Annotated in this window: 4 protein-coding genes; 1 reads left to right on the forward strand and 3 read right to left on the reverse strand. The window is 40.8% G+C overall.

Annotated elements, in window-relative coordinates:
- The first annotated feature begins 290 nt into the window (after window positions 1-290).
- Complete coding sequence (locus G586_RS0121125) at window positions 291-713, forward strand: flavodoxin (protein ID WP_026529293.1); 423 nt, start codon at window positions 291-293, stop codon at window positions 711-713.
- Between the two features lie 184 nt (window positions 714-897).
- On the opposite strand, the gene G586_RS0121130 is transcribed toward G586_RS0121125, so the two are convergent.
- The 3 genes from G586_RS0121130 to G586_RS26840 form a co-directional block, all read right to left on the reverse strand.
- On the reverse strand, window positions 898-1,080 hold the full coding sequence (locus tag G586_RS0121130; protein ID WP_026529294.1) for a hypothetical protein: 183 nt from the start codon (window positions 1,078-1,080) through the stop codon (window positions 898-900).
- 322 nt (window positions 1,081-1,402) lie between these two features.
- Window positions 1,403-2,752, reverse strand: a complete 1,350-nt coding sequence (locus G586_RS24370; RefSeq protein WP_155834336.1) for an MATE family efflux transporter — start codon at window positions 2,750-2,752, stop codon at window positions 1,403-1,405.
- Between the two features lie 291 nt (window positions 2,753-3,043).
- A partial coding sequence (locus tag G586_RS26840) for a hypothetical protein (protein ID WP_035773915.1) occupies window positions 3,044-3,237 on the reverse strand: 194 nt, incomplete at its 5' end.

Consider the following 3,237-nt stretch of genomic DNA (forward strand, 5'->3'; position numbering starts at 1 on the left):
AAGGGAACAGCAGCATTGACTGTCGTCCTGTGACTATATAAGTTGGCTTATACCAATGCTAAGAGTCCGGGCTCAATGTCCCACTTGTTTGTACTTGTGAGGGCGACGACACATATAAGTATACGGGGTCGAAATAAACTACTTCGCCACACCTCCTCTCGTGCTCTGTAGTATACCGCTGTTCCTTAGTATAGTATAAGGCTTTATTGAGAAAATGTAGAGGGGATGCACAGACAGATTTTTTCATTCCATGTTTGTGCCTGAGCGAAGTGAAAGGAATGATAAAAAGTATGAGTAAAATAGCAATTGTTTATTGGAGTGGAACCGGTAATACTCAGTCAATGGCTGAGGCAGTAAAAGCGGGTGCAGAAAGCAGCGGTGCATCGGTAGATATGTTCACACCTTCTGAGTTCAATTCATCTCTTGTTTCAGGCTACGATGCAATAGCATTCGGTTGTCCTGCTATGGGAGCAGAAGTTCTTGAGGAAACTGAGTTTGATCCAATGTTCACATCGGTAGAAAACTCTTTATCCGGCAAAAAAGTCGTACTCTTCGGTTCTTATGGTTGGGGTGATGGTCAGTGGATGCGTGACTGGGAAGAAAGATGCAAATCCGATAACGCAAATCTTGTAACAGACAGCGTTATTGCCAATAATGCACCTTCCGGTGACGATCTGGAGAACTGCTCTGCACTTGGAAGAGCCATTGCGTGAAATATCAGATTTAATGATTTCTAAAATACCTATCCAAATCCGCAATAAATATCGGATTTGGATAGGTATTAATTTTTCATCTATTAGGAAAACAATACTCCAAATACCGGAGACAACACAATCATTACGACTGAAAACGCAAATGAATTCACCGACATAAGCGTTGCTCTCTGGTCTGAAGGAATCATGGTATTTCACAAGCCATACTGGTTATGTGAAAAATGCTTTCCAAGAATCCAATTTCAATAATGCTGAATCCTCTTGCATAAAGTAGCGCCACCCAGGCTGCTCCTCCGATTTCAAGTCCTGATACTGCATCAATTCCCAGTAGCTTATAAGTCTGTTTTCTAGCTGTTTTCTTTTCCATAATAAAAAATCTCCTTAGTCTTTTTGTTTGAAAAGAATAAGGAGATAATGCCTCTTAATATTTGTGTAGGATTACCGATTTATCTGCCGATTTTCACCTAAAAAAGAGCGCACTATCCCCGTAAACAGCCAATACACTACCTTTCATCAGATGAATGTTGCATGTTTTCCAGGTCATTCATGTGCTCCTTTCTTTCGTTTTTTCTTAGTTTTAAGTATATTCAACGCGTTGTTAGCTGTCAACGACATGGCGAATACTCCCCGGGGGACGGGTTTAGTGCTCCACTTCCATTTCGGCCCTATAGCCCGTCCCCTGAGCAATTTTAGCAGCTATGAAGTCTTCCTTCTGCTGCCTGTGATTTCTCCGAGTTCCTTATTTCTCCTGTATATATTATAAATGCAAAGACAATACTGACAACATGACTTACCAAAAATGCCATCCATACACCACCAAGCCCAAACACATTTTTCAAAATCATCGCTGCCGGAATCCTTATGATAATGTAATAGACAATAAGTATCAGCATGGCTTTTTCAGGTCTGCCAATCCCGGTGAGATATCCCTGCAGGCAGCTGGTTATCATATAAAGCACATACCCAATACTTAGTATCCTGAAATACTCTCTCACAACCTGAGCTATCTCTTCTTCCTGCCCAAATACAGCTGTCAGATTTCCTGAAAAAATGATAACCACCGCACTGATAGCTGCAATCATGATGGCTCCAAAAATCACAGCTGATTTCAGATAGTCTTTTGCCCTGTCATATCTCCCGGCGCCGCTACACTGTCCAACTATAGACGTTACTGCCATGCACATGGCTGTCGTCGGCATGAACATGAGGTATTCAATGTTTCTTGCCACGCCAAATCCCGCCATTGCCACTGTGCCAAACGGTGCAATGAATGAAATCATAACAGCCGAACTTACCGCAGGCATAACAGCCTGAATTGACGTAGGTATGCAGAGTTTCATCATTGTAGTCACATGCTTCAAACTCATCTCATGAAAGTCAAAAGAAAAGTATCTTTTCTTCATGTGATAGAAAATCGCAAAAACCAGACATAGAATTTCCGAAACGATCGTTGCGATGGCCGCTCCTTTTAATCCATAAGCTTTTATCATAAAGGGATCTGCAATAGCATTGAATAGTGCCGGAATTATCATCCCTATCATCTGGAAAACCGAATCTCCAAAGGCTCTGAAAATCGATGTAAACTGCACATAAATAAAAAGTGCCACATTTCCGACAAGATAGATTTTCAAGTACATGGATGCCTCTGCCATAATAACCGCAGGAGTTCCCATCAGTGTCAAAACAGGTGTGACAAGAATTTCCGCAATTATACAACCCAAAACGGAAAGCACAGCTGATAAAGTGATGATAGTTGCACTTCCTCCGGATATGCCCTTTTTATCCTTAGCTCCAATCATCTGCGCGATCATTACTGATATTCCATTTCCCATTCCCATAGATAATGAACTCATTATCAGTACTATCGCTGTACATGCCGTCAATGCTGACAGCCCATGCTCACCTAACATGTTTCCAACCCACAGACTATCCACCATGCTGTAAATCATGGTAAGTGTCATAGCCATGAGTAATGGAATAAACATCTTGATCAAGGATTTATTAGTGTTCCCATTTATAAAGTCGATATTGAGTTTCATAATGTCCTCCTGTATAGTTGCTTTTTCTGTAAAGTTGCTTTTTCTGTAAAGTTGCTTTTTTCTGAACAGTTTTTCCGTATAGGTGCTTGTTCTGTAAAGTTTTTCCACATAGGTGCTTTTTCTGTAAAGGAATTACGTATAGTTGTTTCTTTGTATAGCTATTTTCCTATATAGTTGTTTGCTGTATAGCTATTCTGTATAGCAGTTTTACTGTATAGTTACTATACGCTTGTAATGGAAAAACAGGCCCTATTTCACTTATTCGGGCCTGTTTTACACTATTTTGGATACTCAGCACCTTCGAGGTTGGAAATAATATTTTGAGATTATATTCTTCCCCCTTTTCCACTTTTGGGGGCTATTTTCTGGGGGCATTAACGCTGCTTGCTTCCGGAATACACGGCTTTTTGCTGATTTAAGCCTTATGACGTGTAGTGCTCTCCTCTGAAGTACCTTTAGAATAGCCCTAGGATACACGGCCTTTT

It is taken from the genome of Butyrivibrio sp. VCD2006 (assembly GCF_000423925.1).
GTDB lineage: Bacteria > Bacillota > Clostridia > Lachnospirales > Lachnospiraceae > Butyrivibrio.